The following is a 22,928-nucleotide window of genomic DNA, read 5'->3' as shown; positions in this document are numbered from 1 at the left end:
ATCAGGCGGTGGTCACTAATGGAATCAGTGATTTGTCGATTTACTTCGCACATCCAGCCAGACGGCGATGATGATCACTGCTCCTTTGACAATGAGCTGATAAAAATAAGGTACGGCCATCATGTTCATCCCGTTGTTGATCACACCGATCAACAGCGCGCCCAATAACGTACCCACCATGGTGCCGACACCACCGGCCAAGCTTGTACCTCCCAGGACCACGGCCGCGATCGCATCAAGTTCGTAGCCCATACCCGCGTTAGTTTGTGCGGATGAAAGTCTTGACGAGAGCAGTATGCCGCTGATGGCGGCCATTACCCCGGAGATGGTAAAAATCGCGACTTTAAGCCGGTCCACGCGAATACCAGAGTACAAAGCAGCCTCGCGATTGCCACCGACTAAATAGGCCCTGCGGCCGAATACCGTTTTTGCAAGAACCAGGTGATTGATCGCGAAAAGCACTAGTACGATCCATATGATGATAGGCAGTCCTAGCCAGCTCTCGGCGCCGATTGCTAGCCAGGCATCGTTGTCGATACTGGTAGGGGCGCCGCCGGTGGGGAGGCTAACCGCGCCTCGATAAATACCCATGGTGGCCACCGTAACAATGAATGAAGGCAGCCGCAGATTGGCTGATAACATTCCGTTGAGCCCGCCTAGCACAGCGCCGCTGAACAATGTCAATCCTACCGTCGGAACGAAACCCATGCCGTAAGCGAAGCATTGCGCTGCAACCATGCCCGCCAACGCCATGATTGCACCGACTGATAAATCAATTTCGCCCAGCAGGATGACATAGGTCATTCCGTACGCAGCGACGGCAACTACCGCGACTTGCTGGAGAATGTTCATGAAATTATTGAAGGCAAGAAACCTGGGACTTAGAAAACTGAATACAAGACTCAGCACAATAATGGAAAGGACGATTCCCCCGTACTGGCGCAACAGGGGGGAAGTGAAGAAGGTCGGGCGCGGGGCGGCAATTGGTGTGCTCATGGTTTGAAACCTGCGGCATGGGTCATGACGTGTTCGGGGGTAAGTCCTGTGCGATCCAGCAGAGCTGCGACGTGTTTGTTGTGCATGATCAGGACTCTGTCGCTCAGTCCAAGTACTTCGGGCAGCTCTGAAGACACCAAAATGATCGCGGTGCCCAGCGCCGTCAGTTCTCGAATGATTCGGTAGATCTCGAATTTTGCACCGACGTCGACACCTCGAGTTGGCTCATCGAGGATGAGAATGCGCGGGGCATTCCTTAACCACTTGGCAAGTACAATTTTTTGTTGGTTCCCTCCGCTGAGGGTTCCGGCTACTGTGTTCAAAGAGTGAGTTTTGATGTTGAAGCGCAGGATTTCTTCGAGCACAGCGGCGCGTTCATCATGTCGGCGAATAAAGCCTAGTGGCCCTGCGAACTGACTCAGGGCCACCATGCTGACGTTGTGCGCGACGCTGTGATTGAGCGAAAGACCCTCTTCCTTGCGGTTTTCTGTGACGAAAGCAATACCGTGCTCAATCGCTTCTTGTGGCGAGCGAATCGTCACCGGTGCGCCATTGATTTCAATGCTGCCAGAGGTGGGGGCCAGGCCGAACAGGGCCTTCATCACGTCAGTACGACCGGAGCCGATCAATCCAAAGAAGCCGAGGATTTCTCCAGGACGAAGTTCGAAGCTGACGTCGCGAAACAGGTCTTTGGATGTCAGCCCGTTGACTGACATCACTGCTGGCAGGTCTTCACGTAACGGGCCATGAGCGCTGGGTGGATAAACCTCGCTCAACGTGCGGCCAACCATGAGCGCAATGAGCTGATTGATGTCAGTGTCCTCTTTTTGCACTGTGGTGACGTAATCCCCGTCACGAATCACGGTAATCTCGTCCGAGAGCTGCATGAGCTCTTCCATGCGGTGGGAGATGTAGATCACTGCCGTTCCCTTGGCGGTCAAGCGACGGATGATTGCGAAGAGTATTTCCGCCTCGCTGTCAGATAACGATGAGGTGGGTTCATCCAGAATCAGTACATCCGCTGGACGGCTTAAGCCCTTGGCAATTTCCACCAGTTGGCGACGCGCTATCGACAGATCCGCAACACGGTCGGTTGCGCTAATGGGAAGTCCCAGCGCTTGGATGAGTTCGTGAGCCTGGTTGTTTAACGCTTTCGAATTGATAACGCCAAACCTATGCGGCTCGTGGGTTGCGTAGATGTTCTGCGCCACCGTCAGATTGCGGCACAAGCTCAACTCTTGAAACACGATAGAAAGCCCGAGGGCTTTTGCCTCTCTGGGGTTTTTAGGGCGATAGGGTTTGCCGTGGAACAAGATCGTGCCGGAACTGGGTTCGTATAGCCCGGCTAGAATTTTCATCAAGGTTGACTTGCCCGCGCCGTTTTCACCGAGCACTGTGTGAACTCGACCTGGATAAATAGTCAGGTTCATACCCTTGAGCGCCGCGACCGGACCGAACATCTTGGTCACATTCCGTACTTCCAATACAGGCTGGACGGGTGCAATCGATCCATCCTGGACTTCGTGTGGTGCAGGCCCGTAAAACCGTTGATGGGCGAGATTCATGGCTTCTCACCCGCTTTAGTCACCACGCCTGGCAGGATGGGCTGCAGTGCGGGAACCTGCTGGCCTTTTATGACCTTTGCCGCCGTCTGCACCGCCAGCTTACCGATCTGGGCAGGGTACTGAGCAATCACCCCGACCATTACTGGGTCATTAGCCACAGCGGCGCGCGCTTCTTGCATTCCATCAAATCCGATCACTTTGACTTGAGCGTCCAGCTTGCTCGCGTGTACGGCGGTAGCAGCCGCTAATGCAGCATCGTCGCCGAAGCCGAAGATGCCGGTGATATCCGGGTTCGCCTGCAGCATATTCTGCGCAGCTGCGAGTGCATCCGCACGAGTTATACCGGTCTGTGTGGCTACGATGTGAATGTCGGAATGACTTTCAAGTCCTTTTCTGAAGCCGCCGACGCGATCAGCTACCGATTGCAGGGTGGGGTAGTCGATGATCGCCACGTTGCCTTTGTCATTCAGCATTTGGGCCATCAGTTCACCCGCTTTGACCCCACCAGCAAAATTATCGGTGCCGATATGCGAGGTGACTTCAACACCCGTTGCAGGAACATCAACGGTGACGACCTTGATGCCTGCCTTAATGGCCTTGCGGATCGCTGATTTCACTCCGCGGCTGTCAACTGGAGAGATGATGATGACGTCCACACCTTTGGTGATGAAGTCTTCAACATCAGCCAGTTGCTTGTTCAAATCCTGATTGGCGATAGCCACTTCGAGTGGCAATCCTTCGATCTTCGCTTCACTCATCAACGCTTGGGAAAGCTCAGTGTAGAAAGGGTGTTGTTGGGTGAGAAGAGAGGCTCCGACGCTCGCCGCATAGGCGCTATTTATGCCGAAGCAGAGCAATGCAAGGATGACAAAAAACCGGGAGGCACTGATGCGAGTCATATGGATATTCCTAGTCTTGTTTTTGTAGTGGCTGCGGGGTTCAGTCGACGAAATAGCTTTTGAGAGGCTTCTGCGACGGACACCCGCTGGCGCTTAAATTAAGCCGCCAACACATGGTCGCGTGTCAATAATAAATTTTACGCGAGTAAAGAATTGGGGTTATGTTATGCCCGCTGCCATCGATCTGGACGCACGGATCTTTAGCAAGCCTGAACATGGCCCGCACAATAATTTAAATCGCAGCGTTGGCCCGGTGGCGGGCCAGTGAGCACGAGAGGCCCAATGAACGATAAGAAAATTCGCAACATGGAGGAGTTTGCCGCTGCCAGCGGCATTTCGCGCCCGACTCTTTCCAAATATTTTGATAACCCCGAGCGGGTTCGCCCAGCTATTCGCGCTCGCATAGAGCAGGCACTCAAGGACTTTGACTACCGGCCGAATTTTTTCGCCATCAACCAAAATCGTCGCCGTCCTAAGAATATTGGCTTGGTCGTTCCGTTTATTGCTGATCCGTTTTATGCAGAGATCGTGCGTAGGATAGAAGCCCGATGCGCTGAAGAAGGGTATTGGGCGATCGTTCTGAGCTCCCATGGCGAGGAGGGACTTGAGGCACGAGCTATTGAGACGTTGCTTTCGCTCAAGCTTGCCGGTGCAATCATCGCGCCCCTGGGACATGGTTCTTCAAGCGCATTGGTCAACGATCTAGCGCAAACTATTCCGGTGGTGATGTTCGATTCTCACAACGAGCAAGCCCTTACGTTTGTTGGCAATGACAACCGTCAGAGCGTTTCGTTAATCGTCGATTACTTGTGCCGGACTGGAGAGCCACCATGCTTTCTTGAAATGCCAGCGGTCAACCACAGCGCGATTGAGCGGCGTGAAGCCTACGTGGCAACGATGTTGCGCTTAGGGCATGAGCCGCAACTAGTTACTCCGTTGGAGCAAAGCTGGGAGTTTGAGTCTCAAGGGTTTACCGAAACTCGCCGGTTGCTGGATGGGCCGGGGTTTCCCTCCGCGACCATCTTGTGTGCCAACGATCGACTCGCATTCGGGGTGATGGCCGCAGCATTCAATCAGGGACTACGGGTAGGCCGCTCGCCGGATTGCGATCTTCGCGTCGCTGGCCACGACGACCATCCTCTGAGTCGATACACATGTCCTGCTTTGACCACCGTAGCGCAGGACTACTCGGGTATCGCCGATAAATCCGTTGATCTGCTCCTGGAGATGATAAACGCGCAGGTACCGCCTTCAATCCGTCCATTTGTCCAGCTTCAGGCCAGCTTAATTATGCGGGATTCCGCATGATTTTTACCGCTACCGGGTGTTCGGTTACCCCTGGCGGGCGCAGGCCTCGTTGAGGCGGAAGTGACGACTAGCGACATGAACATTAATATCATAAAAAACATAATGCTCAGATCAAATTAACATTTGTTGCCTCTGTGAACATATGTAATCATGGCTCCACATAAAAACAATCTCATAGGTCATAGCTATGAAGCTCTCTGGAAAGGTAGCGGTTGTCACTGGGGCCGGAAGCGGTATAGGGCAAGCAGTTGCCCGCGCTTACGTCGAGCAGGGTGCGTGTTGCCTCCTTGTTGATCTCAAATCCGAGGCGGATCTGCGTCAGACGTTTGAGGATGTTCCGGCGCAGAGATTGGCGACGCTGAGTGTCGATCTCTCCACACGTGAAAACATTCAGGCGGTAGTCGCTACAGCTGTCGAGACATTCGGTCGACTGGACATCCTGTTTAATAACGCTGCTGTGTTTGATATGGGCCCATTTCTGGATGAGTCATGGGATGCCCATGAGCGAATCTTCTCCGTCAACGTTCGTAGCATGTTCTTTCTTCTGCAGGCCTCAGCACGGCAAATGGTCATGCAGGGCGAGGGCGGAAAAATTATCAATATGGCCTCCCAGGCAGGCCGGCGAGGTGAAGCGCTGGTTGCTCATTACTGCGCCAGTAAGGCTGCGGTTATCAGTTACACCCAGTCGGCGGGTTTGGCATTGGCCAAGGACCGGATCAATGTCAATGGCATTGCCCCCGGGGTTGTCGACACGCCGATGTGGGACAAGGTCGACAGTTTGTTTGCCCGCTACGAGAACCTTGCGCCGGGTGAAAAGAAGCGCCAAGTGGGGGCTGCAGTGCCGTGGGGTCGTATGGGCGTTTCCCAGGACTTCGTAGGCGCAGCGGTATTCCTCGCCTCTCAAGATTCAGACTATGTCACCGCTCAGACATTGAATGTCGACGGCGGAAACTGGATGAGCTGAGACCACTCAAGCGAGGAGAATCAAATGGCCCTAATCATAACGTTTGGTGAGTTGTTAGCTGAATTCGTTGCCGAAGAAGTTGGAAAAGGCTTCTTGGAACCTGGCAGTTTTGCCGGACCGTTTCCAAGTGGTGCTCCTGCCATTTTTGCCGACCAGGCTGCTCGTATAGGTGCTTCCGTTACCTACATCGGGCACGTTGGGACAGACGCTTTCGGTGAAGGGATTATTCGGCGGTTAAGCGCTGATGGTGTTGATGTAAGCAGTATCCATAGGCACGTCGAACGTCCTACGGGCACAGCATTTGTCGCTTACGCGGCCGATGGTAGTCGCAGCTACGTGTTCAATATAGCAGCGAGCGCTAGTGGGTTCTTGAGTGCGAATAGCGTTCCTGAAGGAGTGTTGAAGGGCGCTCGTTATTTGCACGTAATGGGTTCTTCACTTAATAGCGAAGGCGCAATTGCCGCGTTGCACGTCCTGCTGGATCAGGCACACCAGTTTGGTGTCCAGATCAGTTTTGATCCAAATGTGCGTGTGGAAATGCTGCATTTCAAGCCGATGGGTGAGGCGCTGAATGCGGTTTTCGCGCGGTGCCATCTGTTTTTGCCCAGTGAGTCCGATCTGCAGTTTTTCTTCCCGGGCATAGCACTTGATGTGGCTGTGTCCCGCGTCTTTGATAAGCCGAACATTGAGGCGGTTGTGCTGAAACGAGGTGCGTGTGGCAGCACTTATATTGACCGGCACTCAAGGCTTGATGCACATCCTCTAACCGTCATTGAGCTCGATCCAACAGGCGCAGGCGATTGTTTTGGCGGCACGTTTGTTGGTGCATTAGCGCTTGGGAATACGCCTGTGCAGGCCCTTCGTCTGGCCAACGCGGCCGGTGCTTTGGCGGTCACTCGTCGAGGTCCCATGGAGGGAAATAGTGACCTCTCGCAAATCGATCTTTTCTTGAAGGAGAACTCCGCACATGCCGAACGCATCGCATAACTCAGCCGGCGCTGCTGTATTGCAGGATCTCGCCGCAGCCAACCGCAACGGCCGACATACCGGCATTTACTCGATTTGTTCTGCTCACGAACAAGTCTTGCGTGCCGCCTTGCAACAGGCGCTTGCAGACCGTTCACCTTTGTTGATCGAAGCCACCTGCAACCAAGTCAATCAGTACGGCGGGTACACCGGTATGCGGCCCGCAGATTTTTTCGGTCAGGTGCGACGACTGGCTCAGGAGGAAGGCTTTCCCCGGGATCAGCTGTTGTTAGGGGGTGACCATCTGGGCCCTAATCCATGGCGGCATCTCCCCGCAGAGCAAGCGATGGCGGAGGCTGAGATTCTGGTAGTCAGTTACATCGAAGCTGGGTTTCGTAAAATTCACCTCGATGCCAGCATGGCTTGCGCCGATGATGTTGCTCCATTGTCCGTCGCCACTATTGCCGGAAGGGCGGCCAAGCTCTGCGCGGCAGCTGAGTCCGCTGTTACCCGCCTAAATCTTGAGCCCGCCTTCAGGCCGCGCTACGTCATCGGTACAGAGGTCCCTGTCCCTGGTGGAGCGCAACACCATGAAGGTGAAGCGGAGGTGCTGCAGGTAACGGCGGTGGACGACGTGGCCCAGACTTTAGAAGCTCATCGACAGGCCTTTCTGTCTCAGGGCCTGGGGGAGGCATTGAGTCGGGTTGTGGCATTAGTCACGCAGCCGGGGGTCGAGTTTGACGATCAAAGCGTCATCGACTATCAGCCCGAGCACGCAAAGGCGTTGAGTAAAGCGATCTTGGCATTTCCCGGTTTGGTATTCGAAGCACATTCGACTGACTATCAAACGGAGGCGGCGCTCAGCGCATTGGTTCGAGACCACTTCGCGATTCTCAAAGTCGGCCCTGGCGTTACCTTTGCGTGGCGTGAAGCTTTGTTTGCGCTCAGTCATATCGAAGATGAACTGTACGAAGTCGAGGCTCAGCGTTCGAACCTGCGAGGCGTGCTGGAGCGCACCATGCTAAGCGATCCGGAACACTGGGCTGGCTATTACCAAGGTGACGAGCAGGCTCAGCGCCTGGCGCGACGTTACAGCTACAGCGACCGCATTCGTTATTACTGGCAGCAACCTGACGTACTGGCGGCAGTTGAGTGCCTGCTAGAGAACATCCGCAATCGCCGACCTGCCGATACGTTACTCAGTCAGTATCTGCCTCAAGTCCAAGCCGCCCGGCGCGCGCAAACTATGGCAGGCGATGATCCACTGGATTGGTTGCGTTATGAAATACGTCAGGTGATCGCCTCCTACGCCAGGGCCTGCGGCTTGAGCGAAACGCAGGAGAGAGCTGCGTAGTACTGACTTACTCAGAATTGATATCTAGACCTGATACACCCGACCCATCGTGATCGTCAGCAAGAACAACAATAAAAAGGTAATCAAAATGAAAAGCTATCGCAAAGTTTTACGTTTGTTGGCCGTAGGCGTCTGTGCTGGCCTGGCGAGTCTTTCTGCAAATGCCGCGCCTCTGAAAATTGGCGTGTCTTTTCAGGAAATGAACAACCCCTACTTCGTGACAATGAAGGAGGCGCTCGAACAGGCTGCCCAAAGTATCGGTGCCCAGCTAATCATCACAGACGCCCGCCACGATGTTTCCAAGCAGGTGAGTGATGTTGAAGACATGCTTCAGCAGGGTATTGATATCTTGCTGCTCAATCCCACGGATTCAGCAGGTGTGCAATCAGCCGTAATCACTGCGCATAAAAAGGGCGTAGTGGTGGTGTCGATTGACGCTGAGGCTAGTGGACCGATCGACTCTTACGTGGGGTCCAAAGATTACGACGCTGGGTTCAAAGCCTGTGAGTACCTGGCTACCAGTATCAAAAAGGGCAATGTCGGGATTCTTGACGGTATCCCTTCCTTGGGCATTTTGGAGCGCGTACGCGGTTGTAAGGAAGCACTGGCCAAACATCCAGAGCTCAAAGTTGTTAGCGTGCAGAACGGCAAGCAGGAGCGTGATCAAGCGTTGGCGGTTACCGAGAACATGCTTCAGGCCAACCCCGACCTTAATGGATTGTTCAGTGTTAACGACAACGGCTCATTGGGTGCGCTCGCAGCCATCGAGGCTAGTGGCATGGACGTCAAACTTGTCAGTGTCGATGGCGCGCCGGAAGCGATTAAGGCTATTCAGAAGCCTGGTTCGCATTTCATCGCCACCTCTGCACAATTTCCTCGAGAGCAAGCGCGGTTAGGCTTGGCATTGGCCTTGGCTAAGCACTGGGAAGCAAATATTCCTCGGCGATTCCCGGTAGACGTCGAGCTGATCGACGCCAGCAAAGCTAAGACGTTCAGCTGGTAATCCTTTCTGATAACGCCGAAACGTCGATGCTGACATGCGGTGCGCGCAAGCGTGCCGCATGGGCTGCGGAGGGGAATCATCATGCAACAGAATACCTTGCTTACGCTGACTCAGATCTCAAAGAGTTTTCCTGGTGTCAAAGCACTCAAACAGATCGACTTGAGTGTTGAGCGTGGAGAGATTCACGCGCTGCTGGGTGAAAACGGCGCCGGTAAATCCACGCTGATCAAGATCCTGGGCGGCATCCAGTCTCAAGATGAAGGGACGATCACTTTCGACGGTGTGACACGGCAATTTAACTCCTATAACGACTCTGTCGAGGCTGGCATAGGGGTTGTTTTTCAAGAGTTTAGCTTGATCCCGTATCTGACTGCGACCGAGAACATCTTCCTGGGGCGCGAGAAGGTTAACTGTGTCGGGTTGCTGCGTAAAAAGGAAATGCGAGAAAAAGCTACCCAATTATTTGATCGCCTGGGCGTGCAGTTGGACCTTGATTGTCCCGTAGGCCGCTTAAGTGTCGCTGAGCAACAGTTCATCGAGATTGCCAAAGCCTTGGCTCTAGATGTGAGTCTGTTGATTCTCGACGAACCTACTGCAACGTTGACGCCTAGCGAGGCTGATCTTCTGTTTCAGATCATGCGCGAGCTCAAGAGCCAAGGTGTAGCAATTATTTTTATCTCTCACCATTTGGATGAAATTTTCGAAGTGTGTGATCGGATCAGCGTGCTTCGCGATGGAGCCAACGCAGGTGTCAGGCAGGTTAACGAATGCGACATCGACAGCTTAGTGGAAATGATGGTGGGGCGCCGCCTTGACGCAACGTTTCCGCCAAAGCCGGTCCTCCCTGTTTTGCCTCCTTTACTAGATGTTCGAGAAATTCGACTAAGCCGCAACGGCCCAAGTAATCATTTTCAATTGAGGCCTGGCGAAATTTTAGGTTTCGCGGGGTTGGTTGGATCAGGACGTACGGAGTTGGCATTGGCTGTTCTGGGTGCTATTCCGACTTACTCCAAAGACGTCAGCGTTAACGGTCAGATTGTCTCGCTCAAAGATCCAGCTGAAGCGCTGTCGCGCGGTATTGGGCTTCTGCCCGAAAGTCGAAAGACCGAAGGGCTGATCACGGATTTCAGTATCCGCGAAAATATCTCCCTCAATAATTTGAAAAAGTACCGCAGTTCTTTTGGCTTGATTGACCACAAAAATGAGCATGAAAAGACGCACGAGCTTATGGACCAGCTGTCGATCAAGGCTCCTTGCGGAGAGTCGAGAGTCGTCAATTTGAGTGGAGGAAACCAGCAAAAAGTCGTGATCGCTCGTTGGTTGAACCATCACTGTTCGATTCTTGTATTCGATGAGCCAACACGTGGCATTGACGTCGGCGCCAAAGCTGAAATTTACATGTTGATGCGGCGCCTGACCGAGCAAGGCTTCGGAATCATCATGATTTCCTCCGAGTTGCCGGAAATTATCGGCATGTGCGATCGCGTCGCGGTATTCAACAAGGGTTCCATCGTCACGGTGCTTGAAGCCGAATCCATAAATTCCGAAGAGGTAATGCGCCATGCAACCGCAAGCGTTGAACAACACAGCTTCCATTGAGGTGCGCAAAGTGAGAGCACAGCAAGGACGGTTTATGCGGCTGGTGCGTTCCCCCGCGTTTTATCCGCTAGTGGGCTTGGTTGTTGTGACCATTTGCATGATTTTTGCCAGCGATAAATTTCTAACCTCTGCCAACTTGGAGAACATCGCTCGCCAGGTCTCAATCAACGCAATTATCGCAGTGGGCATGACCTGCGTGATTCTGACAGGGGGAATAGACCTGTCTGTTGGTCCTGTTATGGCATTGAGCGGCACACTGACTGCGGCGCTTCTGGTCGCTGGCGTGCCTGGACCGATAGCGGTTATTGCAGGTCTGGCCCTTGGCGCTGCCTTCGGGATTGGCAATGGGATATTTGTCGCGTATCTGAAGATGCCGCCGATTATTGTCACCTTAGCAACCATGGGTATCGCTCGAGGGCTCGGCCTAATGTACACCAACGGTTACCCGATCTCAGGGTTGCCGGAGTGGTTCAGCGTATTTGGTCGAGGCGAACTGCTGGGTATGCAGTACCCGATCGTGATTATGATCCTAGTTTACATTCTGGCTTACATCCTGCTCCAGCATACGGCCATAGGTCGGTACATCTATGCCATTGGTGGCAATGAAGAAGCGGTGCGCCTTTCGGGGGTACGTGCACCACGCTACAAGCTCCTGGTCTACGGCATTAGTGGATTTACTGCAGCAATTGCCGGGTTGGTGTTGACGTCCCGTTTGATGAGTGGTCAACCCAATGCAGGGGTTTCATTCGAACTTGACGCTATCGCCGCCGTTGTGCTCGGCGGAGCAGCGATAGCCGGTGGCCGCGGCGCAATCCTCGGAACGTTAGTCGGAGCGATGCTGCTCGGAGTGCTCAATAACGGCCTCAACTTGCTGAGTGTGTCGCCCTATGTCCAAAGCGTGATCAAGGGCGCCATTATTCTGCTGGCCATTTTCATCAGTCGCAAACATCACAATCGTTAAGCAACTCGACATTATCTGGAGTATTTATGAACAAGCTTACCTTCGCCAATGCCTTTGACTTCAGCAATAAAGTCGTGATCGTGACGGGTGCAGCAACGGGCATTGGGCGAGCCACTGCCGAGTTGTTCGCCGAGCGAGGTGCACGCCTTGCGCTGTTGGATCGTGACCCAGCTGTCGAACAGGTGGCGCTTGCATTGAATTGCCACAGCTGGGTAGTCGATATCAGCATTCCACAGCAAATCAGCGAGATTGTCGCTGCAGTAGCGGCGCATTTTGGTCGTATCGACGTCCTCATTAACAACGCGGGCATCGCCATCACCGCACCCGCAGAAGAGCTGTCCGTCGAGGCATGGGATAAGACCATGGAAATCAATCTTCGGGGGCAGTTCCTGTTAGCAAAAAGCGTTGCGCCGCATATGTTCAAAAACGGTTGGGGCCGCGTGGTAACGCTATCTTCCCAAGCCGCATTGATTGGTATCGACGGTCATACTGCCTATAGCGCATCCAAGGCTGGCGTGATTGGTATGAGTCAGTGCCTGGCGTTGGAATGGGGCCCTCGTGGCGTTACCTCGAACACCATCTCCCCGACTGTGGTCGAGACAGAGATGGGGCAGAAGGGGTGGGCAGGTGAAATTGGGGTTCGTGCCCGCGCACAAATCCCGACGCGCAGATTTGCCCGTCCCGAGGAAATCGGTTTGGCGGCCCTGTTTTTGGCCAGTGATGCTGCTGCGATGATCAACGGAGCAAACCTGGTAGTCGATGGTGGCTACACCGTCCAGTAACAGCTGCTACTCCTATCTACAATTTCAGGTGTTGATCTTAAATGGCGCATTACTCCATACATCACGACGTGACCGGCTTACCCGGGTGGCTGGCGCTTGAGCAGCACCGTAGCAACTTACAGGGCTTCAGCATGCGTGAAGCCTTTGATGCCGATCCACAGCGCTTTGACCGTTTCACGTTGAGCAGTTGCGGTCTGTTTCTGGATTACTCGAAAAATCTGATCAACGCTGAGACCCGCACTTTGCTGGTGGGCCTGGCTAACGACGTCGGCCTCAAGGACGCGATCAAGGCGTTGTTCGACGGCGAAATCGTTAACTCTTCCGAAGGCCGCCCGGCACTGCACACCGCCCTGCGACGCCCGGTGGGCGACAAGCTGTCGGTCAACGGCGTCAACGTGATGCCGGAAGTGCACAAAGTGCTGAACCAGATCACCGACCTCGTGGGCCGTATCCACGATGGTTTGTGGCGCGGTTACACCGAGAAGCCGATCACTGACGTGGTGAACATCGGCATCGGTGGCTCGTTCCTCGGCCCTGAACTGGTTTCCGAGGCGCTGCTGTCCTACGCCCAGAAAGGCGTGCGCTGCCACTACTTGGCGAACATCGACGGCAGTGAGTTCCACGAACTGACCATGAAGCTGCGCGCCGAGACCACGCTGTTTATCGTTTCGTCGAAATCCTTCAACACCCTCGAAACCCTGAAGAACGCCCAGGCTGCACGTGCCTGGTATCTGGCTCAGGGTGGTTCGGAAGCCGAGCTGTATCGGCACTTCATCGCCGTATCCAGCAACAATGCTGCGGCCGTGGCCTTCGGTATTCGCGAAGAGAACATCTTCCCGATGTGGGACTGGGTCGGCGGGCGTTATTCGCTGTGGTCGGCCATCGGTCTGCCGATTGCGCTGGCCATCGGCATGTCGAACTTCAAGGAACTGCTGTCCGGTGCCTATTCCATGGACCAGCATTTCCAGAGTGCACCGTTCGAACAGAATATGCCGGTGCTGCTGGCGTTGCTCGGCATCTGGTACGGCAACTTTTGGGGCGCGCACAGCCATGCGATCCTGCCGTACGACCACTACCTGCGCAACATCACCAAGCACTTGCAACAGCTGGACATGGAGTCGAATGGTAAGAGCGTACGTCAGGACGGCACGCCGGTTTCCACCGATACCGGCCCGGTGATTTGGGGCGGCGTCGGCTGCAACGGTCAGCACGCCTACCACCAGTTGCTGCACCAGGGCACCCAGCTGATTCCGGCCGACTTCATTGTGCCGATCGTCAGCTTCAACCCGGTGTCCGACCACCACCAGTGGTTGTACGCCAACTGCCTGTCCCAGAGCCAGGCGCTGATGCTCGGCAAGACCCGCGCCGAAGCCGAAACCGAACTGCGTGACAAGGGCATGGGCGAAGACGAAGTGCAGAAGCTCGCACCGCACAAGGTGATCCCGGGCAACCGTCCGAGCAACACCCTGGTAGTCGAGCGCATCAGCCCGCGTCGACTCGGCGCACTGGTGGCGTTGTACGAACATAAAGTTTTCGTGCAAAGCGTAGTTTGGGGCACGAATGCCTTCGATCAGTGGGGTGTAGAACTTGGCAAGGAGTTGGGTAAAGCCGTCTACAACCGTCTGGTTGGCAGCGAAGAAGCCCCGGCCGATGATGCTTCGACTCAGGGCCTGATCAATTATTTTCGCCGTAATCACCGCGGTTAAATAGGTTGATAAGCAATCCATAAACCGTAATTAAGGTGCGATCTGGATCACTTGTTGTTTGAAGTGGCAGGTGTTGTATCAGTTCAAATTTTATTCCCCGCTTAGGAGAGATGCTCGAGATTAATGATAGTTCTACTAATAAGGGCAGAAGTTTACTGTTCAAGGTAAATGATGCAAGTCACGCTTAATCAACCCCAATAAAAATAACAATTAGGATTTAAGTCATGAAGAATCTCAATATCAAATCGCTTTACCAGCTCCGGCTCATTGGTGGCCTATCTGTGCTGGGCGCTCTGAATTGCATAAGTACCGCCCAGGCGGCCGCACCGTTTAATGCTAGCGAGCACTTGACGGGAGATTGGGGAGGTGTACGCCAAGAACTTTATGACAAAGGTTATGATTTTGAAGTGGACTACGTTGGCGAGATGGGGGCGAATCTAAATGGAGGCTACAACGATAAAACGACAGGGCGTTACGCTGATCAGTTTGGCCTGGGCGTAGCATTCGACCTGCAAAAACTGCTGGGCTGGAATAACACCCAAGCCAAGATCCAATTGACTAACCGTAACGGTCAAAACATCTCCAACGACCGTGTCGGCGACCCGCGCGCCGGCACCTTGAGTTCCTCCCAGGAAGTCTACGGTCGTGGCCACATGGTCCGTCTGACCCAGTTGTGGATCAAGCACCAGTTTCTCGACGGTAAACTGGACGTCAAGGCCGGTTACTTCGGCGAAGGCGAAGACTTCAACACCTTCCCTTGCGAGTTCCAGAACCTGGCATTCTGCGGTTCCCAAGTGGGTAACTGGGCTACCAACATCTGGTACAACTGGCCAGTCAGCCAGGCCGCGATCCGCGTGAAGTATTACGTCACGCCTGAGCTGTATGCGCAGATCGGTGCCTACAATCAGAACCCATCGCAACTGGAACACGGTAACGGCTTCAAACTCAGCGGCAGCGGCACCAAGGGCACCGTACTGCCGGTTGAATTGGTTTGGTCGCCGAAGCTCAACGGATTGCCAGGTGAATACCGTGTGGGTTACTACAAGAGCACGGCCAATGCCAATGACGTGCTCAAGGATGACAACGGTAACGACGCAGCGACCACCAGTGAAGCCTACCGCGTTCACGACAGCAAGCAAGGCTACTGGGGGGTGATCCAACAGCAACTCACCACCCATAACGGCGACGCTACCCGCGGTCTGAACGTTGCGGCCAATGCCACCTTCCACGACAAGGATACCAACGTCGTCGACAACTACCAGTCGTTGATGTTCGTCTACAAGGGGCCATTTGACACGCGTCCAAAAGATGACGTCGGGATCGGTTTCTCCCGTATCCATGTCAACGATGACGTGAAGAAAAACGCCAAGCTGGTGAACGCCGATAATGAGATCGCCGACTACAACAACCCGTTGTACGCACCACTGCAAAGCACTGAGTACAACTACGAAATCAACTATGGCTTCCACGTTACCAACTGGCTGACCGTGCGTCCTAACCTCCAATACATCACACACCCGGGTGGCGTGGACAAGGTGGATAATTCATTGGTGGCCGGGATTAAAGTTCAGTCGAAGTTTTGATCAGAGCACACTAATAAGCCCGGCGGGTTGACACGCAACCCGCAACTATCCTAGTTATGTGGCGTATTAAGTTCCCTTTCACCAACCCAGGAGGGCTAACCTTCTAGTCGCAGCGTACTGCGACGATAAATTCGTCGCAGTACGCCTTGAGGAAGCAACCAGTTAGGTTGTGAGCATTGCAGTTAGAAGGTGCCGACGATGTGATTAGGTAAACCAGTGTCGACTGTAGGGCTTCAGATTTGCTCAGTGTTCCAGCGGCGTAATAGCACGCTGGCATTCACCCCGCCAAAACCAAATCCATTGGATAGGGCATATTCAATATCAAGCGGCCTTGATTTGAGTGCGACGAGGTTCAGACCTTCGGCCGCGTCGTCTGGGGTATTTAGGTTAAGCGTTGGCGGCACAATTTGGTCTCGAAGCGCCAGCACGGTGAAGATCGCCTCAATACCTCCTGCTGCGCCCAGTAAATGGCCAGTTGCAGATTTAGTGGAGGTAATCGCCACTTGGGAAGGAGTGCCAAACACGGCTCGGATAGCTGCCAATTCACCCTTGTCTCCAACGGGTGTGGAGGTAGCGTGAGCGTTGATGTGTTGTACGTTCTCAGGGCCAATCCCTGCTTGGCTTAAGGCTTGCTCCATGGCGCGTCTTGCACCACTGCCGTCTTCCGGACCCGCCGTCAGGTGGTACGCGTCTGCACTGGTTCCATACCCTACCAATTCTGCGATCGGATGAGCGCCCCGTGCCAGGGCATGCTCAAGTGATTCAATAACTAGAACTCCTGCACCTTCCCCCATCACGAAGCCGTCCCGATCTTTGTCAAAGGGGCGAGATGCCTGCTCCGGTCGGTCGTTGAACGTGTTGGAAAGAGCGCGTGCTGCTGCAAACCCTCCCAGACTCACTCGATGCAGCGCTGCATCCGTCCCGCCGCATACGGCGATATCCGCTTCACCGCTACGAATAAGTCGTGCGGCGTCTCCAATGGCTTGCACACCCGCTGCACATGCAGTTACTGGCGCCCCCAGAGGACCCTTAAAACCATGCTTGATGGACACATGTCCCGCCGCTAGATTGGCGAGGAACGAGGGGATAGTGAAAGGTGAGAGGCGCCCAGGTCCACGCTCGTCGGTTGTGTGAACAGCTTGTACGATTGAGCCAAAGCCTCCGATGCCTGTACCAATGATGGTAGCGGTGCGTTCCTGACTGGACGTATCTTGTGGTGCCCAGTCCGCCTGTGCCAGTGCTTCCTGCGCCGCTGCGAGCGCAAATTCGATAAAGCGATCCATCTTCTTACGATCTTTGGGCGACGACGCTGACAATGGGTCGAATCCCGCCCTAGGGTCGTCTTCCAGCGAAGGTACCTGCCCTCCAATTTTACAGTCTACTCCCTCAACCAGATCAGCCGGCAAGGTGGCAATACCTGATTGGCCTGCCAGCAGTCTCTGCCACACTTCTTCGACTCCACATCCCAAAGGGCTGACGAGGCCCATTCCAGTCACTACAATTCTCTTGCTTTGAGTTGCCATTTTGCTTGCCTCATTTTTGGTACGTTACGGCATGTACATCGAAAGCCGTAGTTATCCAAGCTGCCCGCATCAAGTTGTGGAGGAGGGCAAAATCTATAGTCAGTAAATTTCCGCTGCGACGCGCACTAGGGAGGAAATGTACGTAGATGACTATCGTCAGTCTCGCCACATGCGGTTAGCGAAAATGGTAGTGAACCCATTAAGGTGTAGGAAACAAGACGGGGATTACCCATGAAAGCTCTTTCCTAAAGTAAGAGCTTTCATTTTGTGATTTGTGACCGATATTGTCAATGGTCACGGCTCTGGGGTCAAGGTGCCAAGCTGCGTAGCAATAGGCGCGTCAGCCGCCCTGAAGCCGCTTCGGCTTGGTCGAGTTGGTACTGTAAAAGCAGTGGATTTACGTATGGTCGAAGCACCAGGTAGACAGCACTGACGGTCTCATCCAGCGGCGTTGTGCACTCAAACTCTCCGGAATCACGTCCCTCCTTGAGAATCTGCCGAAGAAACTGAATGAGCCGATCTTCGTACTGCGCGGCTGCATGCCAGTGCTCACTTGCGGCGAATGCAGCTACGCTATAGAGCTTTCGCTCATTAGAGAAAAGACCCATGCTTGCGGTAACTACTGTCCCGAACATGCTGCGCAAGCGATCAGACGCCGTAGTGGAATCGCCAATCGATTTTTGAACCGCGATGATGATGGACCCCAAACAATTCCCACAGATAACCTCTCCGATAGCCCGCTTGGAATCGAAGAATTTGTAAATGTAGGCTTTGGAAAACCCAATGGCTTTGGCCAGATCGGAAACGGTCGTTTTCTCATAACCATAATGAGCAAAATGTTCCGTCGCCGCAGCGACAATCTGATCGCGGACGTTGTGATCAGTTGGACCCCGCGTTGCGGAGGATGGAAGCAATATTTCAGTCATCACATTAGCTTAGCGTCTTGCACCGCTACTGGCAAAGCGTGACATATACACAATAGGGGCAGGACCGATTTCCATTCAGGCCTGAAATGATCAAGAAACCTTTGTGATACAAAGCAGTTATGCCCCGCGCTCCTTCTGACGTGAGGCGCACGTTGGCTGAGTCGGTTCAATCGGAGGCGTGCGCCCTATCATTGAGCGATCGCCTCCCTAACAGCGGTGTATCGCCGTTGTAGAAAGTGGCTCAGGTCGTTGGTGTGCAAAGAGGTTCGATGGCACAGGGAGTCGCGGCCAAAGATGCGTTCTACTGCGCTGTCATGCCTTCAGATTTTTCGACACCACGGGCTGATAGCGCAGCACTGAGCGCGATGGTGATACGGAAAATTGCGTCGGAGCTGATGTCGCCAGGCCAACGTGGTCGTGCAGGCCTTGGGAGTCGACGGTGTCAGATTATTTTTAACCAGGTGTAATAAGTTATGGAGGTCTTAATCTATCAAATCTGGATAGCCGCAGATCGCTCTGAGCGTCCAAGGGCAGTGAGCTATCTCCCCAATGGAACCGTTCCTATGCCTGAGCCTACGCAATCTCCAGTGCTCGGGCTTGGCAGCGGTGGTTTACGACTTCAGCTCCAGCTGCGTCGGTGACCGTACTCGCAAATTCTTGCAAGACTGTAGGGGCAAACTGATCTGCGACGATTTTGGCGGCTGCAAGGCCAGCTCTGATCTCGGCGTGATCGAGTTCGGGTGCCCGGCGCAAGTTCTTCGATCTGCACGCTACGAATAAAAACCTGCAGGCGGAGCATTAAAATCGCGTGGTTGGAAACCGACCTCCGATGCGCGATTCATTTACGATTGACTTTTTATGCTTATCTAAACTACTGGTTTTGGCCGATTTCTACCTCTCACAGCCGGCAGGAAACGGCCAAACGTCGACCTCATCATTTCTGAGGAAATTTCGACAGGGTCCTAAAAGCTCAGATCAAGCAGACTTGAGCTGCATAACCACCGGAGCTCCAGCTAAGTATTCACCCATTTTGCGCCCAATCTGACGAAAGTGATCGGTACGGCGATGGGCATCGGCAGCAGCGCTATCCACATAGCGCTCGATAAACGCGTACGATCCTTCGCTTTCACCTTCTACACGCCATAGATCATATGCGAGGCAACCAGGCTCCTCGCGTGAGTGCCGCACTAGATCATTTGCAAGCAGTTCAAAATCCGCATCTGTACCGGTCTTTACTTGGATTCTGGCAATGATACCCACCGCGGAAGTGCTAGTAGTCTCGGGCATACGTATAGCTCCTTAGACGCTAAGTTTTTGTTGTAGGTGTAGTGCTTTCGGAAGGGATCTTAGCTAGCTGCTCGGCAAGAAACCGTCGGCCAGATGACAATGTGTTCAGAGATGGTGAGCCAAAGATAAATTTCAAAACACTGTCTTCTGGAAGACGTTGTTCATTTTTGATATCGCATAGCATCGGTCTCGAAAGCGCCACCCAATAATAATCAGGGCGCTTCTGGAGAATATTCGATGGCTGAGTTGACTCTGGCCGATGTTGCTCGCGCAACGGCCAACACACGCCCCGGTCAGACCGCCCTGGTATTTGGCGACAGGAAGACCACTGTCCATGAGTTGGACACCCGGGCCAACCAAGTTGCCAATGGTTTGCTGTCGCTGGGAGCGACCAATCAAGAGCGCGTCGCGGTCCTGGATCACAACAGCGATCACTTCTACGAGATGTGGGTGGGTGCGGCACGCGCAAATCTGGTGATGACGCCCCTTAACAGCCGCCTATCGGCACCTGAGGTTCTGCAAGTTCTCGCTGATTGCCATCCACGCATTCTTTTTGTAGGCCCTGCGTTTGAAGCCCTGATCGACGAGATCAAGCCGAAGCTATCGTTCGTTGAGCACTTCATTGTCACCGGTGATGCGTACTGCGCTTGGAGAGACCAACAGTCTGCGATTCCGGCGGAATCGAACATGTTGCCCTCTGACGACTGCCTTCAGATATACACCAGTGGCACCACTGGTGTGCCGAAGGGCGTTCGCCTCACCAGCGAAAATCTATTTCTCGCGCCTATGTCTTCGCTTTCTACCGGGGAGCGCAGCCCCTGCGGTGATATCAGCTCTGACGACGTTGTTCTTCTGTGCCTCCCTCATGCCCACGTTGCGGGCGCAATGCTGGGTATCTATGGCTTGGCCATGGGGTCCCGAGTAATTGTCACCCGTGAGTTTGTGCCAACGGAAATCGCGGCGGTCATAGAACGAGAACAGGTCACATTGACGCTGATGGTGCCGGTAATGGTTCGTGGCTTATTGGCTGCAATGGAAAAAACCGGCCTGGCTTGTAAGAGTCTGAAGACCATCCTTTACGGTGCTGCGCCCATGGCCACCAGCCTGTTAAAACAGGCCATGACGATGCTTCCAAACAGCGGTTTCGGTCAGCTCTACGGTCTGACAGAAACTTCGGGGCCTATTACCTACCTTTCGCCAGACGATCATCACGCGATCATAGCCGGCAACGCCGACTTGGCGTTGTCCTGTGGGGCAGCGACTGCGTCTGTCGAGCTTCGCGTGATTGATGAATACGGCCAGGCACTGCCACCAGGCGATATTGGTGAAATTATTTGTCGTTCCCCTCAAGTAATGAAGGGCTACTGGAAGCGCCAAGACGACACGTTGGCCGTTATGCAAGATGGCTGGTTCCACACCGGTGACATGGGCTATCTGGACGCCCGCGGCTATCTGTACATCTACGACCGTAAGCGGGACATGATCATTACGGGTGGCGAAAACGTATACCCCGCAGAAGTAGAAAACGTTTTGTACAGCCATCCAGCCATTGCCGACGTGGCCGTTATCGGTGTGCCTGACCAGCACTGGGGGGAGTCCGTCAAGGCCGTGGTTGTGTTGAAGCCCGGCGCCTCCCTTACCGTTGAAGAACTAATCGCTCATGCCCGTGGCCATGTGGCCGGTTTCAAGATCCCCAAGTCCGTCGACTTTGTTTCAGACCTGCCGCGCAACGCTACGGGCAAGGTACTGCGACGCCTGATTCGCGAACCCTACTGGAGCCAACAAACGCGCGGCGTGGCCTGAGGCGTGGTTCGATATCGCATACATACAAGCAAGGAATAATCATGAGCGACGAAAAGAAAGCCGGCGAAGTACGCATGGTGGTCAACGACCATATCGCAGTCATTTCCGTCGACAACGTGGCAAAGCTCAACTCCTTTTCCCCTGAAATGATTGAGCAACTGGCTGGCCATCTCACCACGGTCAACAACGATCCTGACATTTGGGTCGCAGTGCTCTGCCCTGAGGGCGAGCACACCACAGCGGGGCTGGATATGCCGAAGTTCTTCGGCCCCAATGCCACGGTCAAACCACTCCCTGAAGGTTGGGTTGATCCGTTCGGCCTCAACAACCGTTGCACCAAGCCAGTCATCTCTGTGGTGCATGGCAAGACCTATACCGTCGGCATCGAAATGATGCTGGCTGGCGACATTGTCATCGCCGCCGATACCGCGACGTTTTGCCAAATGGAGTCCAGACGCGGCATAGCCCCGCTCGGTGGTGCTCACTTCCGCTACCTCACCCGTACAGGGTGGGGCAACGCGATGTACCACCTTTTCTTATGCGACGAGTTCAACGCGCAAAGGGCGTTAGAGATCGGTTTTGTTCAGGAAGTGCACCCGTTCGGGAAACACAAGGAGCGAGCTATGGAGATCGCTAGGCTGATCTGCAAAAACGCGCCCATTGGTTTGCGCGCTGCGAAAGCCGCTGCACTCAAGTACCTCCAGGAAGGCGAGCAGGCCGCCATCGACTGCATTCCTGAAATCCAGAAAACCGTATTCGCCACTGAAGACTTCAAGGAAGGCCTGCGCTCGTTCGCTGAGCGTCGTCCAGCTGACTTCAAAGGCCGTTGATTAACCACATACAAAGAACTCCGCAGTAACCGGCGGGGACGCCATCGGCTTGCCCGATGAAACCAGAGAAAGGAGATAGAGCATGACCGTTAAATTCGAAATGGATGGCCCACTGGCAATCGCGACCTTCAGCGACGGCCCAATGAACCTCCTGACATTTCAGTCGTTTCGCGGCCTGATGGACGCTGTGGACCAGGCCATCGAAAACAAAGCGCGTGCGTTCCTGACTCTGGCGGAAGGGGACCACTTCTGCGCCGGTGCTCATATCACCGAAAACTTTGTTGGTCAGGACGCGAATTTCGCCCGTCGAATGTTGAACCGTTCGATTCCGGAAATGCAGCGTTTCGAAAACCTGCCTTTCCCCACCGTTGTTGCGGTACGTGGGATGTGCCTGGGTGGCGGCTGCGAGATGGCCCAAATCCACGACATCATTTTTGCCGGTGAAGGCGCCAGTTTTGGCCAGGTAGAAGCCCGTATCGGCACCACAACTCTGCTCGGCGGTGCTCAGCGTTTGGTAGCCCGTGTAGGTCTGGCCCGCGCGAAGGAAATGGTCTTCTCCGCTGGTATCTACGACGCAAAAACTGTACTCGACTGGGGTTTGATCAACCGTATCGTACCTGACGCAGACGTCGAGGCTAAAGCCCGTGCTTACGCGATGAAGCTTGCCAATGGCCCAACCGTGGCTTATGCCGCTTCTAAACACCTGATCAATACCGCAGTTGGTTTTGGGCAGTCTGCAGCTGACCAGCGTGTTATCGAGTCCGGCCCGGCCACGTTCGCCACGCAAGATATGATCAATGCGGTCAACACCTTCGCCTCTGAGGGTGCGGAATCGCTGGTCAAGGGCACTCTCAAGTTTACGGGCGAGTGAGG

19 protein-coding genes and 1 pseudogene are annotated in these 22,928 nt (G+C 54.2%); 14 read left to right on the top strand and 6 right to left on the bottom strand.

Annotation, left to right across the window (positions count from 1 at the left end):
* Positions 1–24: 24 nt before the first annotated feature.
* Genes GXB78_RS05690 through GXB78_RS05680 form a run of 3 tightly spaced genes read right to left on the bottom strand, consistent with a single transcriptional unit; the run spans position 25 to position 3,460 of the window.
* Complete coding sequence (locus tag GXB78_RS05690) at positions 25–996, bottom strand: ABC transporter permease (RefSeq protein WP_329514682.1); 972 nt, start codon at positions 994–996, stop codon at positions 25–27.
* Positions 993–2,561, bottom strand: a complete 1,569-nt coding sequence (locus tag GXB78_RS05685) for a sugar ABC transporter ATP-binding protein (RefSeq protein ID WP_329514681.1) — start codon at positions 2,559–2,561, stop codon at positions 993–995. Before GXB78_RS05685 ends, GXB78_RS05690 begins: the two co-directional genes overlap by 4 nt.
* On the bottom strand, positions 2,558–3,460 hold the full coding sequence (locus GXB78_RS05680; RefSeq protein ID WP_329514680.1) for a substrate-binding domain-containing protein: 903 nt from the start codon (positions 3,458–3,460) through the stop codon (positions 2,558–2,560). The genes GXB78_RS05685 and GXB78_RS05680 overlap by 4 nt, the downstream gene beginning before the upstream one ends.
* A gap of 282 nt (positions 3,461–3,742) precedes the next feature.
* On the opposite strand from GXB78_RS05680, the gene GXB78_RS05675 reads away from it, so the two are divergent.
* From GXB78_RS05675 to GXB78_RS05630, 10 genes are all read left to right on the top strand, one after another.
* Positions 3,743–4,768 (top strand): LacI family DNA-binding transcriptional regulator, encoded by a 1,026-nt coding sequence (locus GXB78_RS05675; protein ID WP_329514679.1) that lies wholly within the window; start codon positions 3,743–3,745, stop codon positions 4,766–4,768.
* Positions 4,769–4,955: 187 nt separating this feature from the next.
* On the top strand, positions 4,956–5,732 hold the full coding sequence (locus GXB78_RS05670; protein WP_329514678.1) for an L-iditol 2-dehydrogenase: 777 nt from the start codon (positions 4,956–4,958) through the stop codon (positions 5,730–5,732).
* 24 nt (positions 5,733–5,756) lie between these two features.
* Complete coding sequence (locus GXB78_RS05665) at positions 5,757–6,719, top strand: sugar kinase (protein ID WP_329514677.1); 963 nt, start codon at positions 5,757–5,759, stop codon at positions 6,717–6,719.
* Positions 6,700–8,052, top strand: coding sequence for a D-tagatose-bisphosphate aldolase, class II, non-catalytic subunit (locus tag GXB78_RS05660; RefSeq protein ID WP_329514676.1), 1,353 nt, complete (start codon positions 6,700–6,702; stop codon positions 8,050–8,052). The genes GXB78_RS05665 and GXB78_RS05660 overlap by 20 nt, the downstream gene beginning before the upstream one ends.
* 88 nt (positions 8,053–8,140) lie before the next feature.
* The gene (locus GXB78_RS05655; protein WP_329514943.1) at positions 8,141–9,055 is read left to right on the top strand and encodes a substrate-binding domain-containing protein; all 915 of its coding nucleotides are present in this window, start codon (positions 8,141–8,143) and stop codon (positions 9,053–9,055) included.
* 81 nt (positions 9,056–9,136) lie between these two features.
* Positions 9,137–10,654: a sugar ABC transporter ATP-binding protein gene (locus tag GXB78_RS05650; protein ID WP_329514675.1), complete on the top strand. Its 1,518-nt coding sequence runs from the start codon at positions 9,137–9,139 to the stop codon at positions 10,652–10,654.
* Complete coding sequence (locus GXB78_RS05645; RefSeq protein WP_408005110.1) at positions 10,617–11,615, top strand: ABC transporter permease; 999 nt, start codon at positions 10,617–10,619, stop codon at positions 11,613–11,615. The genes GXB78_RS05650 and GXB78_RS05645 overlap by 38 nt, the downstream gene beginning before the upstream one ends.
* A gap of 26 nt (positions 11,616–11,641) precedes the next feature.
* Positions 11,642–12,397, top strand: a complete 756-nt coding sequence (locus GXB78_RS05640; RefSeq protein WP_329514674.1) for a GolD/DthD family dehydrogenase — start codon at positions 11,642–11,644, stop codon at positions 12,395–12,397.
* Positions 12,398–12,438: 41 nt separating this feature from the next.
* Positions 12,439–14,103, top strand: coding sequence for a glucose-6-phosphate isomerase (pgi, locus tag GXB78_RS05635; RefSeq protein WP_329514673.1), 1,665 nt, complete (start codon positions 12,439–12,441; stop codon positions 14,101–14,103).
* A gap of 224 nt (positions 14,104–14,327) precedes the next feature.
* Positions 14,328–15,686 (top strand): carbohydrate porin, encoded by a 1,359-nt coding sequence (locus tag GXB78_RS05630; RefSeq protein WP_329514672.1) that lies wholly within the window; start codon positions 14,328–14,330, stop codon positions 15,684–15,686.
* A 233-nt stretch (positions 15,687–15,919) separates the two neighbouring features.
* On the opposite strand, the gene fabF is transcribed toward GXB78_RS05630, so the two are convergent.
* A complete protein-coding gene (fabF, locus tag GXB78_RS05625) occupies positions 15,920–17,209 on the bottom strand; it encodes a beta-ketoacyl-ACP synthase II (RefSeq protein WP_329514671.1) in 1,290 nt (429 codons plus the stop codon).
* A 308-nt stretch (positions 17,210–17,517) separates the two neighbouring features.
* Positions 17,518–18,135 carry a TetR/AcrR family transcriptional regulator gene (locus GXB78_RS05620; protein ID WP_329514670.1) on the bottom strand — a complete coding sequence of 206 codons (618 nt, stop codon included), beginning with the start codon at positions 18,133–18,135 and terminating at the stop codon, positions 17,518–17,520.
* Positions 18,136–18,735: 600 nt separating this feature from the next.
* Between GXB78_RS05620 and GXB78_RS05615 the strand changes: the two are divergent.
* Positions 18,736–18,931, top strand: a pseudogene (locus GXB78_RS05615) (IS66 family transposase); the annotation flags it as partial.
* A gap of 179 nt (positions 18,932–19,110) precedes the next feature.
* Here the strand turns inward: GXB78_RS05615 and GXB78_RS05610 are convergent.
* On the bottom strand, positions 19,111–19,422 hold the full coding sequence (locus tag GXB78_RS05610) for a putative quinol monooxygenase (protein ID WP_329514669.1): 312 nt from the start codon (positions 19,420–19,422) through the stop codon (positions 19,111–19,113).
* Between the two features lie 237 nt (positions 19,423–19,659).
* Here GXB78_RS05610 and GXB78_RS05605 point away from each other — a divergent pair, with 237 nt between their 5' ends.
* The 3 genes from GXB78_RS05605 to GXB78_RS05595 all read left to right on the top strand — a co-directional run bounded on the left by GXB78_RS05605 (position 19,660) and on the right by GXB78_RS05595 (position 22,926).
* A complete protein-coding gene (locus GXB78_RS05605; RefSeq protein WP_329514668.1) occupies positions 19,660–21,225 on the top strand; it encodes a long-chain-fatty-acid--CoA ligase in 1,566 nt (521 codons plus the stop codon).
* A gap of 41 nt (positions 21,226–21,266) precedes the next feature.
* Positions 21,267–22,055, top strand: a complete 789-nt coding sequence (locus GXB78_RS05600) for a crotonase/enoyl-CoA hydratase family protein (protein ID WP_329514667.1) — start codon at positions 21,267–21,269, stop codon at positions 22,053–22,055.
* 82 nt (positions 22,056–22,137) lie between these two features.
* Positions 22,138–22,926 (top strand): enoyl-CoA hydratase/isomerase family protein, encoded by a 789-nt coding sequence (locus GXB78_RS05595; protein WP_329514666.1) that lies wholly within the window; start codon positions 22,138–22,140, stop codon positions 22,924–22,926.
* The last annotated feature ends 2 nt before the right edge of the window (positions 22,927–22,928 follow it).

This window comes from Pseudomonas moraviensis subsp. stanleyae (assembly GCF_036283065.1).
In the GTDB taxonomy this organism is placed as follows: domain Bacteria; phylum Pseudomonadota; class Gammaproteobacteria; order Pseudomonadales; family Pseudomonadaceae; genus Aquipseudomonas; species Aquipseudomonas stanleyae.
This window is presented reverse-complemented; position numbering and strand designations above follow the sequence as displayed.